The 15,527-nt window shown below is 69.2% G+C and carries 13 protein-coding genes; 3 read left to right on the top strand and 10 right to left on the bottom strand.

Annotation, left to right across the window (positions count from 1 at the left end):
* Positions 1-94: 94 nt before the first annotated feature.
* The 4 genes from AC1DW0_RS18035 to AC1DW0_RS18020 all read right to left on the bottom strand — a co-directional run bounded on the left by AC1DW0_RS18035 (position 95) and on the right by AC1DW0_RS18020 (position 5,504).
* Complete coding sequence (locus tag AC1DW0_RS18035; RefSeq protein WP_477947180.1) at positions 95-1,030, bottom strand: 4-hydroxyproline epimerase; 936 nt, start codon at positions 1,028-1,030, stop codon at positions 95-97.
* Positions 1,027-1,941 (bottom strand): dihydrodipicolinate synthase family protein, encoded by a 915-nt coding sequence (locus AC1DW0_RS18030; RefSeq protein WP_056202635.1) that lies wholly within the window; start codon positions 1,939-1,941, stop codon positions 1,027-1,029. The genes AC1DW0_RS18035 and AC1DW0_RS18030 overlap by 4 nt, the downstream gene beginning before the upstream one ends.
* Positions 1,942-1,980: 39 nt before the next feature.
* Positions 1,981-3,699, bottom strand: coding sequence for a methyl-accepting chemotaxis protein (locus AC1DW0_RS18025; RefSeq protein WP_477947178.1), 1,719 nt, complete (start codon positions 3,697-3,699; stop codon positions 1,981-1,983).
* 221 nt (positions 3,700-3,920) lie between these two features.
* The gene (locus AC1DW0_RS18020; RefSeq protein WP_477947176.1) at positions 3,921-5,504 is read right to left on the bottom strand and encodes a methyl-accepting chemotaxis protein; all 1,584 of its coding nucleotides are present in this window, start codon (positions 5,502-5,504) and stop codon (positions 3,921-3,923) included.
* Between the two features lie 153 nt (positions 5,505-5,657).
* Here AC1DW0_RS18020 and AC1DW0_RS18015 point away from each other — a divergent pair, with 153 nt between their 5' ends.
* Positions 5,658-6,236, top strand: a complete 579-nt coding sequence (locus AC1DW0_RS18015) for a hypothetical protein (protein WP_056202643.1) — start codon at positions 5,658-5,660, stop codon at positions 6,234-6,236.
* A gap of 58 nt (positions 6,237-6,294) precedes the next feature.
* On the top strand, positions 6,295-6,789 hold the full coding sequence (locus tag AC1DW0_RS18010) for a 3'-5' exonuclease (protein ID WP_056202650.1): 495 nt from the start codon (positions 6,295-6,297) through the stop codon (positions 6,787-6,789).
* Positions 6,790-6,793: 4 nt separating this feature from the next.
* On the opposite strand, the gene AC1DW0_RS18005 is transcribed toward AC1DW0_RS18010, so the two are convergent.
* From AC1DW0_RS18005 to AC1DW0_RS17980, 6 genes are read right to left on the bottom strand one after another with little or no spacing between them, the layout of a single operon-like run.
* Positions 6,794-9,418, bottom strand: a complete 2,625-nt coding sequence (locus AC1DW0_RS18005) for a diguanylate cyclase domain-containing protein (RefSeq protein ID WP_477947174.1) — start codon at positions 9,416-9,418, stop codon at positions 6,794-6,796.
* Positions 9,419-9,472: 54 nt separating this feature from the next.
* Positions 9,473-10,987: a malonate--CoA ligase gene (locus AC1DW0_RS18000; protein WP_477947172.1), complete on the bottom strand. Its 1,515-nt coding sequence runs from the start codon at positions 10,985-10,987 to the stop codon at positions 9,473-9,475.
* A gap of 6 nt (positions 10,988-10,993) precedes the next feature.
* Positions 10,994-11,944 carry a Bug family tripartite tricarboxylate transporter substrate binding protein gene (locus AC1DW0_RS17995; protein WP_477947170.1) on the bottom strand — a complete coding sequence of 317 codons (951 nt, stop codon included), beginning with the start codon at positions 11,942-11,944 and terminating at the stop codon, positions 10,994-10,996.
* 30 nt (positions 11,945-11,974) lie between these two features.
* Positions 11,975-13,966, bottom strand: a complete 1,992-nt coding sequence (locus tag AC1DW0_RS17990; RefSeq protein WP_477947168.1) for a hybrid sensor histidine kinase/response regulator — start codon at positions 13,964-13,966, stop codon at positions 11,975-11,977.
* 39 nt (positions 13,967-14,005) lie between these two features.
* Positions 14,006-14,431, bottom strand: coding sequence for a globin family protein (locus AC1DW0_RS17985; RefSeq protein WP_477947166.1), 426 nt, complete (start codon positions 14,429-14,431; stop codon positions 14,006-14,008).
* A gap of 13 nt (positions 14,432-14,444) precedes the next feature.
* A complete protein-coding gene (locus AC1DW0_RS17980) occupies positions 14,445-14,642 on the bottom strand; it encodes a hypothetical protein (protein WP_056202667.1) in 198 nt (65 codons plus the stop codon).
* 141 nt (positions 14,643-14,783) lie between these two features.
* Here AC1DW0_RS17980 and AC1DW0_RS17975 point away from each other — a divergent pair, with 141 nt between their 5' ends.
* Positions 14,784-15,512 carry a response regulator gene (locus tag AC1DW0_RS17975; RefSeq protein ID WP_056202670.1) on the top strand — a complete coding sequence of 243 codons (729 nt, stop codon included), beginning with the start codon at positions 14,784-14,786 and terminating at the stop codon, positions 15,510-15,512.
* Positions 15,513-15,527: the final 15 nt, after the last annotated feature.

The raw sequence follows: 15,527 nt of genomic DNA, 5'->3' as shown, positions 1-15,527 counted from the left end.
ACGCCTTCAGTTTGCCGTCGCTTTCGCCGCGGTGCAGCCCCAAGTTTCAATGACTCACGAAAGCGCGGGGATATCGCCAGGGCCTCTGTTGGCGCTACGGCAGGCCCCAGCCGAACGGGTCATCTGGCGCGATCAGCAGCGTGGCCTCAGCGCTGATGTAGGCCTGGCCGCGGATGGTGGGAATGATGCTTGCTCCTTCCTTCTCGAACCAGCCGTCGAAGACGCTGCCGATGACGCTGGCCTGGCGCCACACCTCGCCGGCGCTCAGCTTGCCCGCGGCCGCGAGGCAGGCCAGCTTGGCGCTGGTGCCGGTGCCGCAGGGCGAGCGGTCGTACTGGCGGCCGGGGCAGAGCACGAAGCTGCGCGAGTCGGCGAGGGCCGGGTCGACGTCGGCGAAGAGTTCGATGTGGTCGATGACGGCTTGGTCAGTGCCGCGGTGGCCCTGGTCCTGCAGGGCCTGGCCCAGCATGGCGGCGTAGTCGGTCAGTGCCGCGACGTGCGCGGGCGCGATGGCCTGGCCATGGTCGGCGCACAGGAAGAACCAGTTGCCGCCCCATGCGATGTCGCCCGTCACCGTCTGGCCTGTCGGCAGGTCGACGCTGACACCGGCCGCCAGGCGGTAGGCCGGCACATTGCGCACACTGACGCGCCCGTCCGCGTGCAGCGTCGCCAGTACCTGGCCCACAGGCGTCTCGATGATGTGCTCGCCGGCTTCGATGCGGCCCAGGTGGGCCAGCGTCGCCATCAGGCCGATGGTGCCGTGGCCGCACATGCCCAGGTAACCGGCGTTGTTGAAGAAGATGACGCCGGCCGTGTGGGCTGGGTCCTGTGGCGGGCAGAGCAGGGCGCCGACGAGGACCTCGCTGCCACGCGGCTCCAGCAGCGTTGCGCGGCGGTAGCGGTCGTGCTCGCGGGCCAGAAGTTCGCGCCGCTCGGCCATGGTGCCAGCGCCGAGATCGGGAAAGCCGTCGATGACGACACGCGTCGGCTCGCCGCCGGTGTGCGAGTCGATGATCTGGATGCGCTTCATGGTTGCGACTGGCAATGAGCCGGCCGTGTCGCCAGTGCCTTCGCGACGAGGGCCTCGATGCGCTCCCGCTCGGCGCCGATGACGGGCAGCCGTGGCCGGCGCATGTGCTCGCTGCCCACGCCCACCAGCAGGTCGATGAGCTTGAGGTTCTGCACCAGCTTGGTCGACACGTCCAGGTGCAGCAGCGGCGTCATCCAGCGGTAGATGGCGCGAGCCTCGTCCCAGCGGCCTTCCTGCATCAGGTTGAACAGGGCGACCGTCTCGCGCGGGAAGGCACAGCCGACGCCGGCCAGCAGGCCGTCGCAGCCCAGCGCCAGGCCCTCGAAGGCGAGATCGTCCACGCCCATGAAGAGCTGGTAGCGGTCGCCGAGCAGGTTGCGCAGGTCGGTGATGCGGGTCACGTCGCCGCTGCTTTCCTTGATGGCGGCGACATGTTCACAGTCAGCCAGTTCGGCGAAGTGTTCGGGCTTGAGGTCGACGCGGTAGGCGACCGGGTTGTTGTAGACCATCAGCGGCCGCTGGGCGGCATGGGCATAGGTGCGCACATTGGCCATCGCCTCGCGCGCATCGGCCACGTAGATGACCGAGGGCATGACCATGTAGCCGGCCACGCCCAAGGCATTGGCGCCTTCGATGAAGCGCAGCGCTTCGCGGGTGCTCGCCTCCGACACCGTGGCCAGCACCGGCACGCGGCCGTTGGCGGCATCCAGCGCGCAGCGGGCGACAGCCAGCTTCTCGTCCAGCGTCAGCGTGCTGGCTTCGCCCAGCGAGCCGCAGCAGACGACGCCATGGATGCCGTTGCGGATCTGGAAGTCGATGTGGCGCGCCGTGCCTGCGAAGTCGAGGCTTTCGTCGGCATGGAACTTGGTGGTGACGGCGGGGAAGACGCCGCGCCAGGGGACGTTGTGCATCTGTGGGGCTCCTGGATGGGGAGCCCCATGTTCGCTCAACTAGAACGACGTCCAGTCGTCGCCGTCGGCGGCCACCGCAACGGCGGCCGGAACCGGAGCAGCCCTGGGCGCCACCGCGCGCGCCTTCGCCGGGCGTGCGGGAGCCGGCCTGGCCACGCCGGCCGTCCTGGCCCGGCTGACGGGCGCCGCAGCCGGACGGGCCGCGTTGACGGCGTCCAGCTTGAAGGCTGCCACCGTCTCGGCCAGTTGGCCGGCCTGGATGCGCAGGCTCTCGGCGGCCGCCGCGCTCTCCTCCACCAGGGCGGCGTTCTGCTGCGTGACCTGGTCGAGCTGGTTGACGGCATCGCCGATCTGGCCGATGCCCTTGCCCTGCTCGCTGCTGGCGGCGCTGATCTCGCTGATCAGGTCCGCCACGCGGCGCACCTGGCCAACGACCTCGTCCATGGTGCTGCCGGCCTCGCCCACCAGCTTGTTGCCGGCTTCGACACGTTCGACGCTGGCTCCGATCAGCGCCTTGATCTCCCGCGCGGCCTGGGCGCTGCGCTGCGCCAGGGCCCGCACCTCGCCGGCCACGACGGCGAAACCGCGCCCCTGCTCGCCGGCCCGTGCCGCCTCGACGGCCGCGTTCAGCGCCAGGATGTTGGTCTGGAAGGCGATGCCGTCGATGACGCCGATGATGTCGGAAATCTTCTTCGAGCTGGTCGTGATCTCATCCATGGTGGACACCATCTGGCCCATGACCTGGCCGCCGCTCTCGGCCACGCGAGCCGCGCTGCCTGCCAGCTGCGCGGCCTGGTGGGCGGTGTCGGTGTTGTGCTTGACCGTCGCGCTCAGCTCCTCCATGGAGGCGGCGGTCTCCTGCAGGTTGCTGGCCTGCTGTTCGGTGCGCTGGCTCAGGTCGGCGTTGCCCTGGGCAATCTGGCCGCTGGCCGTGGCGACGCTCTCGGCATTGCCGCGCACCGCGCCGACGATGCCCACCAGGGAGTCGTTCATGCGCTGCAGCGCGTTGAGCAACTGGCCGGCCTCGTCCGTGCGGTCGGTGGACAGATGCAGGCGCAAGTCCCCTGCAGCCACCGTCTCGGCGGCGGCCACGGCCTGGCGGATCGGGCCCACCACCGAGCGAGTGATCAGCAGGGCCATGGCCACGCCGAGGGCCAGCGCGGCAGCGGCCGCGACGATGACCGCGATGCCGGCAAAGTCAACGGTCGCGTTCGCCGCGGCGGCCGCGGCGTGCATCAACTCCTTCTGATAGGCGATCAGCGCGTCGAGCTGCTGGAAATACTTGAGCTGCAACTCATGCGTCTCGCTGAGCAGCAGGTTGCGGGCCTTCTCCGTGTCGTCCTTCAGGCCCAGATCGATGACCCTGCGCACCGAGGCCACGAACAGCTGCCTGGCCTGCACGACGCCGCCCAATATTTCGCGCCCCCGCCCCGGCGGCACGCTGGCGTCGAGCTTCTCGAACAGCTCGGCCGTGCGCTTGGCAGCGGCGTCGACATCGCTCAGCTGCTTGCGTTTGCCCTCGGCATCAGACAGCAGCAGCACATTGCGCACGGCCAGTGCGTTGATGTTGACGTTGTCCTTGATCTGTTCGAGCTGCTCGACCTTGACCATCCGGTCTTCGACCATCACCTCGAGCTCGTGGTCGATGCCAAGGAGCGCCGTTCGCGCATAGGCGGCCAGCAACACGGTGAAGGCGATGGAGATGGTGAAAGCCAGGCCGAGACGCTGGCCGATCCGCAGGCGCGTGAGGAGGTTCATGGTGGGTCTCCTTGTGGGTGACGCTCCCTGATCGGCCTGGGCTTCGTGTCGAGCCGTATTCCGTGCCCCGAGTCTCTTCCTTCAGGCCGGCGCCACGCAAGGCGTTTTTAGCGGCGTTACCGCCGCGAAAAGCCAACAACTACCGCCGCTGCCCGTGCTGGGGGGCTAGCGCCCGTGGGCACAGCCGGCAGCCAATGACGGTGTGCGCGCGGCCGCAGCGCCTAGAACGAGGCAGGCGCCGCCCTGGGCCCGGCCACGGCGTCGAGCTTGAAGGCCGCAACCGTGCCGGCGAGTTGGCTGGCCTGGATGCGCAGGCTCTCGGCCGCGGCGGCGCTCTCCTCGACGAGGGCGGCGTTCTGCTGGGTGACTTCGTCGAGCTGGCTGACCGCCTCGCCGATCTGGCCGATGCCCTTGCTCTGCTCGACGCTGGCCGCGCTGATCTCGCTGATCAGGTCGGCCACGCGCTGCACCTGCCCGACCACTTCGCCCATCGTGCGACCGGCGTCGCCGACCAGGCCGTTGCCCGTCTGGATGCGTTCAACGCTGGCGTTGATCAGGACCTTGATCTCGCGCGCGGCTTCGGCGCTGCGCTGGGCCAGGCTGCGCACTTCGCCGGCCACGACGGCAAAGCCCCGGCCCTGTTCGCCGGCGCGCGCAGCTTCCACGGCGGCGTTCAGGGCCAGGATGTTGGTCTGGAAGGCGATGCCGTCGATGACGCCGGTGATGTCGGCGATCTTCCTGGAGCTGGCCGTGATCTGCTCCATCGTGTTCACCACCTGGCCCACGACCTGGCTGCCGCTCTCGGCCACGCGCGCCGCACTGCTGGCGAGCTGGGCGGCCTGGCGGGAGACGTCGGTGTTGTGGCTGACCGTCGCGGTCAGCTCCTCCATGGACGCGGCCGTCTGTTGCAGATTGCTGGCCTGCTGCTCGGTGCGCTGGCTCAGGTTGGCATTGCCCTGGGCGATCTGGCCGCTGGCCATGACGACGCTGTCGGCGTTGCCGCGCACCGTGCCGACGATGTCGACCAGCGCGTCGTTCATGCGTTGCAGCGCGGCCAGCAGCTGGCCCGCTTCGTCTCGGCGATCGGTCGTCAGATGCAGCCTCAGATCACCGGCTGCCACGGTCTCGGCAGCGCGCACCGCGTCCTGGATCGGGCCCACCACCGAGCGCGTGATCAACAGCGCCAGCGCCACACCCACGGCGCCTGCCAATGCCGCCGCGATCAGCATGGCCGCCGAGGCAAAGCTCACGGTGCCATCGGCAAGCTGCGCCGACGTGCGCATCAGCTCCTTCTGGTAGTCGATCAGGGCGTCGAGCGCGGCGAAATAGGCCTGCTGCTTGGCCTGCACATCGCCCAGGAGCAGGTCGCGTGCGGCGTCCTTTTGCTGCTGCACGCCAAGGTCGGTCACGCGCTGCAGCGTTGCGACATAGGGCGCCCGTGCTTCGGCGGTGGCGGCCAGCAGCTTGGTGCCCTGGCTGGAGGTGATCGAGGCCTGCAGCTTCTGAAACAGGTCACCCGTGCTCTTGCGGTTGCCCGCAATCGTGTCCAGTTCCTTCTGGATGGCGGCTGGATCGCTCAGCAGCACGATGTTGCGCACCGTGCGTGCCGTCAGATTGACGTTGTGCTTGACCTGTTCGAGCTGCTCGACCTTGACGACACGGTCCTTGACCATCAGCGCCAGCTCGTCGTTGATCTGCCTCAGCTGGCCACGTGCATACAGCGCCAGCGCAACGCTGAACAAGATGGAGACCGCGAAGCCGAGACCCAGGCGCAGGCCGATGCGAAGGTCCTTGAAGATATTCATGGTTGTTCTCCCTGTGTGATGGCGGCGCGTGCATCCGCCGCCAGGCTCCATGTTGAATCGAAGTTAGCACGAGGATGTGAAACTATGCGAATCTTTGATGCCGCGCAAGGGACAGTGCACGTGGTGTGCAGTTCGCGGCACTGGAGCAAAGGCATGGAGACGCAAGCCAACCTGGGCGAAAGGGTGCTGGCGCTGGTGGCGCAGCCGCCTGACACCGGATGTACGCCCAGTGCGCGGCCCCGGGATGCGGCGGCGCGTGCCATCGAGGGCGCCGCAGCCAAGGCCGGCCTGGCCGCCGGCACGCTGGCCCTGCCGCCGGGGCCGCTGGGCTGGGCCACCATCGCGCCGGAGATGCTGGCCGTCTGGCAGATCCAGCGCCAACTGGTGGCCGACATTGCCGCTCTCTATGGCCGCAGCGCCGACCTCGGCCCGGCGCAGATGCTGTGGTGCCTGTTCCGCCACACGGCTGCGCAGGCCCTGCGCGACCTGACGGTGCGCGTCGGCGAGCGCGTCATCGTGCGCCCGGCCGCGCAGGTGCTGCTGCAACGCGTGGCCGAGGCCATCGGCGTGCACCTGGGCAAGAAGGCCGCCAGCCGGATGCTGTCGCGCTGGGTGCCGCTGATCGGCGCGGCGGGGGTCGGCGCCTATGCGTATTGGGACACGCGCCAGGTCGGGCGGGCAGCGTTGCAGCTGTTCGAGAACGAACAGGTGATCGAGAACGAGGCGGGCTAGCCATCTCGGCGACAACCCTGTGTAACTTCTGTGTCGGGCCTGACAAACTGGCGTCCGTATGCAGCTTCCCACCATCCTGGACATCGAAGCCTCGGGCTTCGGCCGCGGCAGCTATCCGATCGAGGTCGGATTCGTCGCGGTGGACGGCGGGCTGTTCTGTGGCCTGGTCACGCCCGAACCCGATTGGCTGCATTGGGATCCCAGCGCCGAAGCCCTGCACGGCATCAGCCGCGAACTGCTTCAGCGCCACGGCAGACCGGTTCGCTGGATGGCTGAGCAGCTCAATGAGCGGCTGGCCGGCCAGACCGTCTATTGCGATGGCTGGGGACAGGACTACCCCTGGCTGGCGCGTCTCTACGACGCGGCCGGCATGCGGCAGAACTTTCGCCTGGATGACCTGCGCCGGCTGCTCGACGAGCAGGAGGCCCAGCGCTGGCGCGGCGTCACCGAAATCGTGCGTCAGCGACAGCGCCTGACCCGCCACCGGGCCAGCAGCGATGCGCGCGTGCTGCAGCTGGCCCTGGACGAGATCAAGAACGGCGTGGCTGTCTAGGCTCCTAGATTTCGCCGCCGCGGTGGCAGCCGCGCCCGGCACGCTTGGCTTCGTAGAGGCTGGCATCGGCCTGTGCCACCAGTTGCTCCAGGTTGACCGCGCCCGTCGTCGCGACGCAGTAGCCGATGCTGACGCCGATCTCCAGCTCCAGCTCGCCGATGTGATACGGCGTGGAGAGGGCGTGAAGCAGTTTGTCGGCCACCGTGGCGGCGTCGCTGGCCTCGTGCACCTGCGGCAGCAGCACGGCGAATTCGTCGCCGCCCAGACGGGCCACCAGGTCGCCCGGGCGCAACGCATGGCGCAGGCGCAGCGCCACGGCCTTCAGCAGCGCGTCGCCGGTCGGGTGGCCGTGCAGGTCGTTGACGGGCTTGAACTTGTCCAGGTCGAGGTAGAGCAGGGCCAGGCGCTGGCCCGGTGGGGCGGTCAGCAAGCGGCGCGCGCCCTCCTCGAAGCCGGTGCGGTTGAGCGCCTGGGTCAGCGCGTCGGTCTGTGAGGCCAGGCGCAGCCGCGCCTCCTCGCGCCGGGCTTCGGTCACATCGACCTCGATGCCGATCAGGCCTTCGATCTTGCCGCTCTGCACGCGCAGCGGCGTGTACTGCGCATCGAAGCTGTGGCCGTCGCGTTCGCTGGGGTCGACGAGATCCAGCCGGCGTGTTTCGCCGGCCAGGGCGCTTTCGATCAGCGGCGCACGGGCTGCGTAGTCCTGCACGCCGAACAGCTCGGCCAGCGGCCGGCCGACCCAGTCCTTGAGCTCGACGCGGCGCTGCTCCTCGAAGGCGGCGTTGAAGAAGATCACCCGTGCCTCGGTGTCGCCGACGAGGAACTGTGCCCGCGCCGTGTGGGCGACGGCCAGCAGCATGGCCTCGTTGCGTTCGCTCTCGCGCTGGGCGTGCAGCTGCTCGGACATGTCGCGCAGGATGACCGACACGGTCTCGACACGGCCGCGCACGTCGCGGTGCATGATGATGAGGCAGTCCATCGGCAGCTTCGTGTCGCCCAGCTGCAGGCCGATTCGGCCGCGCCAGTGGCCCTCACGCATGGCCGCGGGCAGCACCAGCTTTTCGTAGAGGTCGAGCTGCTCGGCCGAGAAGTAGTCGGCGATGTGGGCGTCGCCCAGCGGCGCATCGGCGGCCATCCCCAGGCGGGCCCGCGCAGCCGGGTTGAGATAGGTGACCTGGCCATGCTCGCGGGCCTGGCAGACGAAGTCGGGCGTCATGTCGAAGATGGCGGTCAGCGTCTGCAGGGCCTTCTCCTGCTCGCCGCGCTCGGTCACGTCTTCCACGGTGCCGGCCTGGCCGGCCACCCGGCCGTCGAAGTACAGCGGCGCCGTGCGCACCGCGATCCAGCGGATGCGGCCGTCGTCGCCGCGCTTCATCTTGCGCACCATGTCGATGGGCTCGCCGGTGGCCATCTGGTGTTTCCAGCGCTGGATCAGCATGTCGCGCTGCTCGGGCTGCACGAGGGTGGTCCAGCCCCACTCGACGTTCTCGCGCCTGAGGCCGTGCACGTGCAGATAGCTGTCGTTGACGTAGACGATGCGGCCGGTCTCATCGGTGCGGAACAGGCCCAGCGGCATGGCATTGCTGGTGGCTTGCAGGGTCGCCTCGCGCAGCCGTGCCGCGCGCTGCAGTTGGCCCAGCCAGCGCGCCAGCAGCACCAGGCCCAGCGTGGCCAGCGCCGAGGCGGCCACCACCAGGCTGCGCTGCCGCCAGAACGGCACCAGCACGTCTTCCTCGGTGCCCGACAGCAGCAGCTTCAGGCCGTAGTCGGACAGGGTGACGAAGGCGCCGGTGCGGGGCCGGCCGTCCGTGGCCGCGCCGCTGCTGGCGTAGAAACCTTCTTCACCGCTGAGATTGCGGCGGGCGGCGGGGAATTGTTCGAAGAGGTTGCGGCCGACGAATCCCGGCACCTCAGGCCGGCGCGACAGGGCCAGGCCGTCGGTGCGCAGCATGACGAGGGAGGATGGCGGCAAGGGCACGAACAGGCCCTGAATGTCATGCAGGCGCTGCAGGTCGATGGTGGCCATGACGAACTCGTAGTCGTCCAGCGGCCGCGACAGCCGCATCAGCAGCGGCAGGCGCAGCCGGCCGTCGTCGGCGCGGCCGCCCAGGCGCAGCGGCAGTCCCAGGGCGATGCCCTCGGGCACCAGGCCCGCGATCTCGCCGAAGGCCGCGGTGCCGGCGATGCTGGCGTCGTCGCCCTCAGCGCCCGCCTGCAGCCGGCGCACCTGGCCGGTGGGCGCCACCAGCACGATGTCGACCATCTGGCGCGAGCCGCTGCGCACGCTGTCGACGAACTGGCGCAGCATGGCGTCGGCCTGCGGCCGCCCCTCCTGCCCATCAGCGCGACGCGTCAGCAGCCACAGGTCCACGACGCGCAGCGCGCTTTCGGCCTGGCGCAGCACGGGCTCGGTCTGCATCGCGACGGCGCGAACGCCGGTGGCCAGCTCCTGGCGCTGCTGGGCCAGCAGTTCACGGGGCTTCTCGACGGCATACCAGCCCACCAAGGCCCAGATCGTCAGCACGACGGAACCGAAGGCCAGGGCGGGCGCCAGCAGCAGGGCACGCTCGCGCCAGCGGCGGCGGCGGGCCTGCTTCAGCGGCTCGGTGGGCGGGGTGGAGGCGCTCATCGGGGGCAGGGGTTGCGGGCCATTGTGCGCCGCGGCCTCCGCCATCCGGCGCCGCTATTTCGGCGCAAACAGCGTCGCCTGCTGCTCCCGTAGCAGCTTCTTCTGCACCTTGCCCATGGCGTTGCGTGGCAGCTCTGGCACGACCAGGATGCGCTTGGGTACCTTGAAGCCGGCAATGCGGGCCTTGAGCGCCTGGATCAGCGCCTCGGGGTCGGGCCGGCCGTTGGGCGTGATGACGGCGACGACGGCCTCGCCGAAGTCTGGATGCGGCACGCCGATGACGGCCGATTCACCCACGCCGGGCAGTTCGTTCAGGAAGCCCTCGATCTCGGCCGGGTAGACATTGAAGCCGCCGCTGATGATGAGGTCCTTGCTGCGGCCGATCAGCGTCAGATAGCCATTGGCGCCGACGCGGCCGACGTCGCCGGTCTTGAACCAGCCGTCCGGCGTGAACTCCTCGGCCGTCTTCTCGGGCATCTGCCAGTAGCCGCTGAAGACGTTCGGCCCGCGCACCTGCACGTGGCCGATCTCGTCCGCCGCGCAGGGGCGGCCCTCGTCATCGACGATGCGCAGGCTCACGCCCGGCAGCGCCGGGCCGACGGTGCCGCCTACTCGTTGGCACTGGTCGCCGTCCTCCGGGCGGCACGGGTTGGAGGTCAGCATCAGCGTCTCGCTCATGCCGTAGCGCTCCAGGATGGCGTGGCCGGTGCGGGCTTGCCATTCGTGCCACGTCTCGATCAGCAATGGCGCGGAGCCGCTGATGAAGAGGCGGATGTGGCTGCAATCCAGTGTGCGCTCCTGCAACAGCCGCACATAGAGCGTCGGCACGCCCATGAAGACGGTGGCCTCGGGCAGGCGGCGCGCTACTGAACCGGCGTCGAACTTGTTGAACCACAGCATCTTGCTGCCGTTGAGCAGCGCGCCGTGCGAAGCGACGAACAGGCCGTGGACGTGGAAGATGGGCAATGCGTGCAGCAGCACGTCATCCGGCTTCCAGTCCCAGAAGCTCTTCAGCGTCTGCGCGTTGGAGAGCAGATTGCCGTGGCTGAGCATGGCGCCCTTGCTGCGCCCGGTCGTGCCGCTGGTGTAGAGGATGGCAGCGAGGTCGGTGGCGGCCCGTTTGACGGGTTCGTGTGCGAGCGGCATCTGCGCGGCGCGGTCCAGCAGCGTGCCCGTGCGATCGTCGTCCAGCGTGAAGACCCAGCGCACGCCGCGCTGGAAAGCCAGCTTGCTGACCCAGCCGAAGTGCTTGCCCGCACAGACCACGACGCCCGGTGCTGCATCGCTGATGAAGTGCTCCAGTTCGGCCGCGTGATAGGCCGGGTTCAGCGGCAGGTAGACCAGGCCGGCACGCAGCACCGCCAGGTAGAGCATCAGGTTCTCGACGCTCTTGTCGGTGTGGACGGCGACGCGGCTGCCAGCGGGCAGCTCCAGCCGGCCCAGCCAGTTGGCGAGCATGGCGCTGCCATTGTCGAGGTCGCGCCAGCTGTAGAGCAGGCCGTCGGCGTCGATGGCGGTCGCGTCCAGGTCCGCCGGGAAGCCGGCGCGCAGGGCCGAATACAGGTTCATCGCGGCTCAGTCCATTTTTGCGCCGGAGCGCTTGACGACCTCTGCCCAGCGCTTGACTTCAGAGCTGACGAATTGCCCGAAGGCGTCGCCATAGAGATTGGGCGTCTCGGCGCCCAGGCCGTGCCAGATGTTGCGGATGTCGTCCGTCGCGAAGGCCTTGCGCAGCTCGGCCTGCATGGCAGTGATCGCTTCCTTGGGCGTGCCCTTGGGTGCCCACAGGCCGTACCAGGTCGACACCTCATAGCCCGGCACGCCGGCCTCTGCGGCCGTCGGCACATCGGAGAAGCCGACAGCACGTTTGGGAGCCGCCACCGCCAGCGCCTTGATGCGGCCGCTCTTGATGTGGTTGGCCGACGAGCCCAGGCCGTCGAACATCAGGTCCACCTGGCCGGCGATCAGGTCCTGCAGTGCCGGGCCGGCGCCGCGGTAGGGGATGTGGGTGATGAAGGTCTTGGTCTGCAGCTTGAACAGCTCGCCGGCCAGATGGTGGGAAGTGCCGTTGCCGGCCGAGCCGTAGTTCAGCTTGCCGGGCTTGGCGCGCACCGTGGCGAGCAGACCCTTGAGATCGCTGACAGGCACCTGGCCCGGGTGCACGACGATGACCTGAGGCACGCTGGCCAGCAGGGCCACGGGGATGAAGTCCTCTTCCAGCTTGTAGTCCAGCCTGGGGTACATGGACGGCGCAATGGTGTGGTGCACGGCGCCCATGAAGAAGTTGTTGCCGTCCGGCGCCAGCTTGGCGGCGATGGTGGCACCCACCGTGCCGCCCGCGCCGCCCTTGTTGTCGATGATGACCTGGCGGCCCAGCTGCCGGGTCAGCAGCGCGGTCAGCGGCCGCGCGAAGGCGTCGGTGCCGCCGCCAGCGGGGAAGGGCACGATCCAGGTTTGAGGCTTGTTGCCCTGGGCCAGCGCCAGCCAGGGGCTGCACAGCGCGGGCAGCAGCATGCGTCGCTTCATCGGCTTGTCTCCGTCAGTGTTGTGCGGCAATTATGGTTGCAGCAATGCGGTCACACGGGCGAGCAGCTCCGGCTTGGAGAAGGGCTTGTTGAGGCTGTCGCAGCGCGCTTCGTGCAGGAACTGGCGGGCGATGGGCGACAGCGTGTCGCCGGTGACGAACAGCATGCGCCGCGCCAGCGACGGGTGCCGGGCCTTGACCTCGCGCCAGAGCTGGGCGCCGTCAATGTCGGGCATGTGCAGGTCGCTGACGATGGCGTCGAAGCGCGCCTCGGCGAGCATGGCCAGTGCGACCGCGCCGGACTCGGCCGTCATGACCTCATAACCCGCGCCCGACAGCATCTCGCCGATCAGCTCGGCAATCTCGGTCTCGTCATCGACGACGAGGACGCGGGCGCTGCATTCGTCGGTCGCCGGCAGCGGTACGGGTTCGGTCTCGCTGGCCTCGGGCTCGCCGCTGACGGGCATCTGTAGGCAGAAGCAGGCGCCGCTGCCATCGTCCTGCAGCGTCAGCTCGCCGCCGTGGTCGCGTGCGATGGAGCGCGACACGGCCAGGCCCAGGCCGGTGCCCACCCCCTCGCTCTTGGTCGTGAAGAAGGGCTCGAAGATGCGCTCGCGCAGCTCGGGGTCGATGCCGGGGCCGTTGTCGCGCACCCGCATCCAGACGCGCGGCGTGCGGCGGCGGTCGCCGTCGGTCATGGGCGCCACGCCGGTGGATACGGTCAGGCGGCGGCCGTTGTCTCGAGCGCCCAGGGCCTGCTGGGCGTTGACGATGAGGTTGAGCACGATCTGGCCGATCTGATCGGCATCGGCCTTGACGGGTGGCAGGCCCGGTAGCAGGTCCAGCGTGACGGCGATGCCGTGGCTGCGCAGCACATAGCCCAGCATGTCGACGGCGGCGGTGGCGAGATCGTTCAGTGCCACCTCGCTGCGGTTGGCGGGCCGGCTGCGCGCCATGTTGAGGAAGGTTCGCACGATGCGGCCGCAGCGTTCGGCGGCCTCGTGGATGCGCTGGGCATCGGCGGCGCGCGGGTCGCCGCTCATCTTCTCGGCCAGCAAGGCTGCGCGGCCCATGACGATGGACAGCGGGTTGTTGAGCTCGTGGGCCACGCCGGCCAGCAGGCTGCCCATGGCCGTCAGCTTCTCGCTCTGGCGCAGCGCCTCGCGCTGGCGTTCGATCTCGCTCAGCGCCGTCTGGCGCTCGGACAGGTCGAACAGCGACGCCGTGTAGAAGGCCTGGCCCGCCACGTCGGTGCGCCACAGCACCATCTCGACGGGAAACTCGTTGCCGTCGGCGCGCTGGGCCTGCATCTCTATGCGCTTGCCGATGATGCGCTGTTCGCCGCCGGCCGAGACGCGCGCCATGCCAGCCTCGTGGGCCGCGCGCAGCCGGGCCGGAATCATCACGTCGGACACCGGGCGGCCGATAGCCTCGGCGCGCGCCAGCCCGAACATGGCCGCCGCGGCGGGGTTGAACTCGACGATGTGGCCGGTCCTGTCGGTGGAGACCAGGGCCGCCATCGCGTGGTCGAAGATGGAGGACTTCAGCGCCTCGCTGGCCTGCAGCTCGGTGACCTTGGCCGACAGCTCGGCGTCGCGCCGCTTCAGCTCGGTCAGGTCCAGGCTCATGACGACGGTGGCCTGCGGCACGCCGGCCTGCACGTCGACGGGAATGAGGTGCTCGCGCATATAGCGCCGACCGGCACCAGCCAGTTCGGTCCAACCCTCCCACGCGACGGTCTGGCCGCTGGCCAGGCGCGAGCGCACGGCGCCGTAGTCGGCATAGGCGGCTTCGCCAATGATGCGGCCGATGGGCTGGCCGAGCACCTGCTTGGGATGCAGGCCGGTGAACTTGAAGAATTCGTGGTTGGCCCAGACGAAGCGCTCGGCCACGTCGATGACGACGACGCGCGCCGGCACCGCTTCCAGCAGCTGCGACAGCAGCGGCAGCGTGGCCTTGAGCACGCTGCCGAGTTCGCCCACGCCGGCGTCCGGTGTGGGGTGGAATTGCAAGGTCTCTGTCATGCGGCGCTCTTTCCCTGGGCGCGCCGATGATAAGCAGGCTCAGGCGGCCAGCACCTCGGTAGCGGCACCCTCTTGCATGGTCCGGGCGACATGGCCGTACATCACCGTCCAGGCTTCGCGCACCTCGGCCGTGAAGCCATCGCCAAGGCCGGCGGCCAGGGTGTCCAGCAGCGCGGCACCGACGCTGGCGTAGTGGGCCTCGACGACACCATAGCCGGCATGGCGCTGGCCGAGCTTGAGCAGCACGGGGTTCAGCGAGGCGGGGCGGTCAAGCAGGTCGATGGCGGCGCCGATCATCTGCATCAGCCGCGCCCCCTGCTCGACCATGGCGCTGCCACGGAACAGCGCGCGCAGGGCGGGGTCACGGGCAAACAGCTGGGCGTAGAAGGCCTCGGCGACGGTGGGCGCCAGGGGCATGAGCGGCGCGAAGCTGCTGCGGATCAGGTGGATTTGGTGCGGGGTCATGGCAGCCTCGGTGTCAATGGATGAGGTAAGCGTCGGCGACGGGTGCGAACACGCACAGCAGTGGCAAGGCCATGATGAGGCGCTCGAGCAGGTTCCAGCGGGGCGAGGGCGCAGGGGCGTGTTCGAGGTCCTCGGCGAAGGCTTCGCTGCGGCAGCCGACGAGCATCGTTTCGGGCCAGTCGGTGGAGGGGTTGTCGCTGCGGTAGTGCATGAGGGTCTTCCGGTTGGTGTGTCGCCACTGTCGGCCGCGCCGGTTTCAAGCGCGCTTCACGTCGGCTCGACTGTGTTGCGTTTGTTTCAACACCACGCTGCCTTGCCCCGAGCAAGGCCGGCCTGCCTATCATTCGCCGCCATGCCAGACACCACCCCCACCGTGTTGCTCGTCGACGACGAGCCCGAATTGCGTGCATTGCTGGCCGAGTATTTCGGCCGCAACGGCTTCGAGGTCATGCAGGCCCAGGACGCCGCCGCGGCGCGCGCCAGGGTCGCCGAGCGTGTACCCGATGTGGCCGTGCTCGACATCAACATGCCGGGCGAGAACGGTCTGTCGCTGGCCCGCGCGCTGCGCGAAGCTCACCCGCGCCTGGCTGTGCTGATGCTGACGACGGCCGGCGAGGCCATCGACCGCATCGTCGGCCTGGAGGTAGGGGCGGACGACTACATCGCCAAGCCCTTTGAGCTGCGCGAACTGCTGGCCCGCGTGCGCGCCGTGCTGCGCCGCCTGCAGGTCACGGCCGCGCCGGCACCTGTGCTCGCACCGAGCGATCCGGAGCGCGTCGCCTTTGGCCTGTGCGAGCTCGACATGGCCCAGCGCAAGCTCTTTGGCGCGGTGGGCGAGGAGATCGACATCACGGCCGCCGAGTTCGACCTGCTGGCCCTGTTCGCCCGCCACCCCAACCGCCCGCTGAACCGCGACCAGATCATGGAGCAGGCCCACAACCGCGGCTGGGACGTGTTCGACCGCAGCATCGACCTGCGCGTCATGCGCCTGCGCCGCAAGGTGGAGCGCAACCCCGACAAGCCGGAGGTCATCAAGACCGTGCGCAACGTCGGCTACGTCTACGTGCCGGTGGCGGGCTGAGCGGGCGATTTCCCG

This window comes from Roseateles sp. P4_D2 (assembly GCF_056401875.1).
This window is presented reverse-complemented; position numbering and strand designations above follow the sequence as displayed.